This is a genomic window from Pseudomonadota bacterium (assembly GCA_030860485.1).
Classification (GTDB): Bacteria; Pseudomonadota; Gammaproteobacteria; order JACCXJ01; family JACCXJ01; genus JACCXJ01.
The window spans coordinates 1-7,137 of record JALZID010000177.1 but is presented as its reverse complement, the minus strand read 5'-3'; the positions used below and the strand labels follow the sequence as shown (position 1 = coordinate 7,137).

Annotated in this window: 3 protein-coding genes; all 3 read right to left on the bottom strand. The window is 64.4% G+C overall.

Annotation, left to right across the window (positions count from 1 at the left end; translation table 11 throughout):
* Positions 1-656 precede the first annotated feature (656 nt).
* Complete coding sequence (locus M3461_09775; protein ID MDQ3774626.1) at positions 657-2,936, bottom strand: DUF4215 domain-containing protein; 2,280 nt, start codon at positions 2,934-2,936, stop codon at positions 657-659.
* Positions 2,937-4,229: 1,293 nt separating this feature from the next.
* On the bottom strand, positions 4,230-6,686 hold the full coding sequence (locus M3461_09770; GenBank protein ID MDQ3774625.1) for an acyl-CoA dehydrogenase: 2,457 nt from the start codon (positions 6,684-6,686) through the stop codon (positions 4,230-4,232).
* A 139-nt stretch (positions 6,687-6,825) separates the two neighbouring features.
* Positions 6,826-7,137 (bottom strand): ABC transporter permease (locus tag M3461_09765; protein MDQ3774624.1); only part of this gene is annotated, 312 nt, incomplete at its 5' end.

The window sequence follows — 7,137 nt, the reverse complement described above, 5'->3', positions numbered from 1 at the left end:
GGGATGATCCCCTCAAAAAGGCCGATCTAGATCCCTGATGCTGCTCCAAAATCGGCCTGGATAGTGAAATCCCTTGTAACATGCCGCGGCAGTATAGGCTTTCATCACAATTTTTAGAGGCTCCCATGCGCTAGAACGGTAGGGCGGGTTAGCGGCTTTATCGCGTAACCCGCCTTTCGAGAGATCGGCCCCATCATTCCAATCCCATCCCGGGCAGCCACACGGGGCCGCCCATTCGGGCGGATACAGCCCTGCCAAACCCCGTTCGTGTTTCATTCGCGTTCGGGTTGATAACCGCTCTCCCGGTACGATGGCGCGGGCGAATGACACTCGATCAAGCGCCAGCAGATTGAGAGATCCGAATCGTTCAATAGTAACGTCCAAAGGCAATGGAGGTGATCGGAAAACCGATCCGAAACGGTCGTCGATCGCGTACGGAATCGAAGGCCTCGCGTAAGAGTCGCTGTTTTCGGCCAGCAAGCGACGGCGGCGTTCCAGCAATGCCACCGTGAAAAATATGAACCCCGAGAACATTCACGCGAACGTAATCAGGTATGGCAAAGGGTTTGGCTCATGTGCCGCCTTCTCGGAAGGCGGGTTACGCGATAAAGCCGCTAACCCGCCTTACGATTTCTGCGCAAATTCGGTAAAGTCCGTCACTTCAGTCGCACCTTGACGCGGATTCTGTCGGTGCCCATGCCCCCCACGTGGTTCTTGATCTCCATCACGCCCCTGACTGTTTTCTTACCCCGCTGGATGAGCGTACCCGCGAGCTTCTTACCCTTCTGCGTGATCTGGAGCCGCACATTCGCCGTTTGATCTCCCGTAAGATTCCCTATACCGGCAGCGAAGCGAACCCTGGGCGGCCTCGCCGCCCGCTCGTCGCTCAGCCGGCCCGTACGCGTATCCCGGCGCGCAGGCGTGTCAACGAACAGCTTTATCTCGTTCTCACAGATCCCTCGTAGAAAGCCCGATCGGTTGCAGGTCAGTCTGAGCGTACAGCGCGCGCTATTGCAGGCGGTCTGTGGCCTGGACAGTTCGAGAGCGCTCGTCGACGCGAAGTTGTTCGCCCTATCCGGGTCATCCTGGTCCGCATTAACCTGGACCCGGTTAGGGAGGGTGTCCGGCTCCACGTCGGTGCGAATGACGACGTCGATCGTCACGGTCGCCACTGCGCCGCTCGTGAGTGTTCCGAGATCACACAACATCGGATCGATGCCGATGCAGCTACCCTGACTCACGGCGAAGGAGACGAAGTCAACGTCTCGGGGCAGGTCATTTGTGAGCTGCACGCGCGTGGCCGTGGCCAGACCGTGGTTTGTGACGGTGAGCGTGTAGGTAAACCCCTGGCCGCTCGCTCTCGGACCGACAGCGGCGGTGACAGCTAAATCGGCTAACTCCGGAACCTGTAGCCGGACCGTCGTCGTCACGGTCTTGCTGTTGTTTGCGAGGTTCGGATCGGTACCGAACGCGGCCACCTGCGCGGTGTTAATTAAATCGCCTGCCACCGTGGGCATGACGTTTATCGTCACGGTGGCCTCAGCACTCGGGGGAAGCGGCTCGATTAGATCACACTGCACCGTAAGCGCTTGAGGTGGCGGACCTGAAGAGGGTGTACCACTGCACTGGCCCTGGCTGGAATCGGCAGGCCCCTCCGCGGGCACGGGGGCGGCCCCAGGCGGCAGGGCATTTATGACGTGGACGCCCGTTGCCGTTGCAGGGCCGTTGTTCCGGACCTTGATCGTATAGGTGAGCTGCCCGTTGACGGTTAGGGAATCCGGGGTAGCCGTCAGACTGATGAGCTCGAGGTCGCTCGCCGTCGTGCGATCGTTGGGCGCGGGGGTGACGGGTCCCACCTCGGCACTGGCAACCGCCAGGCCCGGCGAGGGGCCGCTCTGGGCCACCGGGGTGACCTCGAACCTGATCAGCGTTCCCTCATCCGCCGCCACGAGGGCGTAGCTCCGGGCCGTGGCACCGGGGATGGCGACGTTATCGCGCAGCCAGCGGAAGATGGAGGTACCCTGCAAATCACCTTCGGCATCGGCGTAGGTATAGCTGCCGGTGAGCACCTGGCCCACCCGGGGGTTGCCCGAAATCAACACGTTGCTCGCCGTCGGGGGAGTCGAGGGATGGAGCTCGGGGGTGACGACGGGTCCCACCACGGCACTGGCCGCCAGGCCCGGCGAGATGCCGCTCTGGGCCACCGGGGTGACCTCGAACTTGATCAGCGCTCCCTCATCCGCCGCCACCAGGGTGTAGGTCGGCGCCGTGGCGCCATCGATCGGGGTATCAACCTCCCCGTCCGTATGCAGCCAGCGGAAGGTGGAGGCGCCTTGCGGATCGTTCTCGGCATCGAAGTAGTCGTAACTGGCGGTGAGCACCTGGCCCACCCGGGGGTTGCCCGAAATCAACACGTTGCTCGCCGTCGGGGGAAGGTTGATGGGCGGGACAACGGGTCTCACCGCGTCACTGGTAGCCGGCACGCCCGGCGAGGTGCCGCTCTGGGCCACCGGAGTGACCTCGAACGTGATCAGGGCTCCCTCATCCGCCACCACCAGGGTGTAGGTCCGGGCCGTGGCACCTGCGATGGGCGTGTCACCACGCAGCCAACGGAAGGTAGAAGCACCCTCCAAGTCCCCTTCGGTATCGCTGTAGGTGTAGTTTCCCGTCAGCACTTGGCCGACCTGGGGCGTGCCCGTGATCGCAACGTCGCTCGCTACCGGCGGTAGCGGCTCGTTTTGGCAAGTGGACGAGCAGCCATCGCCCTCAACGTTGTTGCCGTCGTCGCACTGCTCATTATTATCCGGATTGAAGATACCGTCCCCGCAGATCGGGTCCTGCGCATAAGCAAGGGGAGTGGCCAAAACCAGGAGCATCACCAGTCCCGCCGAGATCAAACCGCTATTTCGCTTCTGCTCGGTATTTGACAGTCCCATAGTTCTTCTCCGCACCCGCAAGGCGATGACTAATTATCTAACAGCGATTCACACTCTATAATACTTACCGTCACAGTAATCGGCGAATTCCCTTTTCGGCTACCAGCATCGTGGGCACAGATTGGCCAATCCCCGTCACATGACACTTCTGAAGTATGAACATGTTTTCGCCGGGTAAACTAGTATTCAAGGCCTCTAGATCTCCCTACGCCTTTCGCTTAATTCTTTACCAGCGAGACGAAAGGCTCGTATCCGAAAGGACCGGCCGGCGTCTGCGCGGCCTTCCGAGGCGGGATTGTATTTCTCCACGTTGCTGCACGCTTCCGCGCGGCGGTCCCACAGCGCTCGCCTTTGGCGGCTCGTGCTGCGACACAACGGTTGGATGTCTGTCACAAGACCCCCTACTCTGCCAAATGCACGGCTTTGCCCCGAACAGACGACGAACCTCTGTGGCTCCTGACAGGCGGGCAAAAGCCCAGCGGTGCCGAAAGGCGCCTGTCCGCGAACTGTGCCAAGACACCGCCTGCTCCTCCCCACTCGATCGATTTAACATTTTACCAGTATCATAGGCATGCCACTTTTACAATAGGTGGAGGCGAAAGTCTGTGACTTTTTTCACAGGAGAAGTTCTTGACAAGCATTGGAGAATATGGTAAGCGGGGCCTTCCCGAAGGGAGGGCTGGCCGGCCGCTCGCGGCGGGGCGCACGGCCGGCTCCCCATCGCCGGCCCAGCGTCGGCCGGTTTATCTCCTCGGTGGGTTGTCGTCTTCCCCGTCGGGATGGGGTTTGTATGCGGCGGCGATGAGGCTCAGGGGCGATGAGGCTCAGGCCAAAAGAAGGTCGCGACGGCCCAAAAGCCACCTCTCACTGCGAGCTTCACGTACAGTCTGAGTGCCGCGCCTGCGGCTTCCGAAAGCCCGGCCACGGCGAACCCCCACCCCGCCCTCCCCCGTCCGCAAAAAGCGCGGACAGGGGAGGGAGCTCATGAGTCCCGTCGCCCTGTGAAGCGCGGAGGGAGTTCGTGATTTCTCCCCTATATATTGCGGTGGTGAGGGTGGGGGTTCCTTCCGTGCAAAGCGCGGAGGGAGTTCATGAGCCCCATCGCCGTGCAAGCCGGGGCGGCAGTTCGTGAGTTCGTCCCCTGGAGTTTCCCAGTTTCCTCCCCTGCAAAGCGGGGTAGGGATAGGGAGGGGGCCAAGCGCGGAGGCGAGCAAGGGGATGCGTCGGTGAGCTGAAGCGCAGGACCCAACGCCGCCCCTTTCGTACCGGTTCGCCCGCGGAGGCGGTGCTTACCTACGCCGTACTGGCCATCGGGACCTCGACCGCGGCATGCCCTACTAAATCCTCCGGCGCAAAATCGTCGACGTCGATAGCGGCTCGCACCGCCTTGTCCGCGGCCTCCAAGGTCGCTATATCTTGGTCCCCGATGAGCTGGGCGCGCTGGGCCGCGACCCAAGCCTCGCGGCCGGTCGTGGTACCGAGCTGTCCGGCGCGGGCGGCGGACTGGATGCGGGCCTCGATCTCGTCGGCCTGGATGATCAGATCGAAGGCGTGCTCGAGCCGCCCGGTCACGTCCGCGGGCTCGCGGTTCACGTAGATCCCCGCCGTGAGCCGCTCCCGCGCTGGCGAGTGGGCGAGCAGGACCGTTGCGACCGCGTGGCCGAGGGGGTCGTCCGGCCCGTGATGGCGCATGCCGAACGGCTGCACGATGCGCTTCAGCACCCACCCGAGGGGGTGGGACGGGAAGTGGTCGAGGATGTCCGCGAGGCGCTCTTCGATCACGTGCAGCGAGCGTTGGCAGGCGTAGTCCACGAGCGGCAGGTCCTCGGCCGGGCACCCGTCGTCCTCGTAGCGCTTGAGGACCGCGCTGGCGAAGTACATCTCCGACAGGACGTCGGCGAAGCGCCCGGACAGGCGTTCGCGGCGCTTGAGCTGCCCGCCGAGGACCATGAGCGCGCCGTCGGCCATCAGCGCGAAGGCGAGGCTCGCGCAACCGATCCCCGCGTAGTAGCGTGCCACGGGGCCGGTCCGGGGCACGGCCATAAACCGCCCCAAGGTCAGGTGATGAAAGGCCGCCTGTGCCAGGTTGTTCAGCACGTACCCGACATGGCCGGAGATGGCCGTGTCGAACGCCGCGAGACTCCGGGCCGGATCCGTGTCCAGCGCCGCCTCGAGCTCCTTGAAAACCCACGGGTGGCAGCGGATGGCACCCTGACCGAAGACGATGAGGCTGCGCGTGAGAATGTTCGCCCCCTCGACCGTGATCGACACCGGCACACCCTGGTAGGCGTTCGCCAGATAATTGCTGGGCCCCTCGCAGATCGCGCGGCCGCCATGGATGTCCATGGCATCGTTGATGGCCTGGCGCTGGCGTTCGGTGGACTGGTACTTGAGGAGCGCCGAGATCACGGCCGGCTCGAACCCCTGGTCGAGGGCCGCGGTGGTCAGGCGCCGCGCCGCCTCGACGGCGTAGGCATCGGCGGCGATGCGGGCGAGCACCTCCTCGATCCCCTCGAAGCGTCCGATCGGGAGCTTGAACTGCTTGCGGACCCTGGCATAGGCACCGGCGTTGCGCGCACAGAACTTGATGGCCGCCGCCGCGAGCGCCGGGAGCGAAATGGAGCGCCCGACCGCCAGCCGCTCCATGAGCATGCGCCAGCCCTGCCCGATCTGTGCGCGGCCGCCGATGACCATGTCCATGGGGATGAACACGTCGGTCCCCGAGGTCGGACCGTTCTGGAAGGCCTGCTGGAGGGGGAAATGGCGGCGCCCGATCCGGACCCCCGGGTGGCCGGTCGGGATGAGGGCCAGCGTGATCCCGAGATAGTCCTCCCCACCCAGGAGCCGTTCGGGGTCATAGAGCTGAAAGGCGAGCCCGAGCACGGTCGCGACCGGAGCCAGGGTGATGTAACGCTTCTCCCAGGTCACGCGCATGCCGAGGACCTGCTGCCCCTGATATTCCCCCCGGCACACCACCGCCTTATCGGGGATCGAGGAGGCATCCGATCCGGCGTAGGGGTTGGTCAGCGCAAAGCAGGGGATCTCCCGCCCGTCGGCGAGGCGCGGCAGGTAATGGGACTTCTGGGCGTCGGTGCCGTAATGCAGCAACAATTCGGCGGGGCCCAGCGAATTGGGCACCATCACGGTGACCGCCGCGCTCCCGGAGCGGGACGCGACCTTGGCGACCACCTGCGAATGCGCCTCGGCGGAAAATCCGAGCCCGCCGTACTCCGTCGGGATGATCATCCCGAAGAACCGATTGCGCCGGATGAAGGCCCAGATATTGGGCGGGAGGTCCTTCAGATCGAAGGTGATCCGCCAGTCGTCCAGCATCCGGCACAGCTCTTCGACCGGGCCGTCGAGAAACGCCTGCTCGGCCTCGGTCAGCCGCGCCTTGGGGAACTCCAGAAAGCGCTGCCAGTGCGGGTGCCCCGAGAACAGCTCCGCATCCCACCATACTCCACCGGCCTCCAGGGCCTCGCGCTCGGTCGCCGAGACGGACGGCAGACGCGCGCGGAAGACGCGCAGCATGGGCGCCGTATAGAGGCGCTGGCGTACCGGCGCGACATTGGCGAGGGCGACCAAGCCCCAGAGGAGCCAAAGGGGGTAGAGCCACCAGGCCGGCGCGGCGAGCGACAAGACCAGGAGTAAGAGCCCTCCGGCTAGCGTCCAGCGAAGAAGCGGTACCGAGAAGTAAGCGAGTGCCCACCCACCCGCGACGATGACGAGCAAGACGAGAAGTGTAGCCATGGCCCTCCCCCTATTATTGTCAGGACGGAACGTCGCATTATACGGCAGCGGTGCCCACCGATCCCCTCCCCGATTATCGCCGTGGGCCGGTGCATCGCCATGAGAGTTGTATCGACCGAGGGCCGGGGCCGGCCCTTGCTCAGGACGCGCGCAGGGCCTCCACGATGCCGAGGCGGGCCGCTCGGAGCGCCGGCAGGAATCCGCCCAGAAGGCCCATGGCCAGCACGAAGCAGAGGGCCTTCGCCACGATCTCGAAGGTCATGGTGAAACGGAAGGCCAGCTCCGAGAAGGTCTGCCAGTTCATGGTCGAGACCGTGATGGCCCCGAGCGTCGAGGCCAGGGCGAGCCCGAGCGCCCCGCCGACGAGGGCCAGACACAGCGATTCGGTGAGGAACGCGCGCAGAATGGCGGCGCGCTGGAAACCCAATGCCCGGAGGGTGCCGATCTCGGC

Bases quoted from the DNA above. Each gene is read 5' to 3' on its own strand.
- M3461_09775 (MDQ3774626.1), bottom strand. From the start codon at position 2,936: ATGGGACTGTCAAATACCGAGCAGAAGCGAAATAGCGGTTTGATCTCG.
- M3461_09770 (MDQ3774625.1), bottom strand. From the start codon at position 6,686: ATGGCTACACTTCTCGTCTTGCTCGTCATCGTCGCGGGTGGGTGGGCA.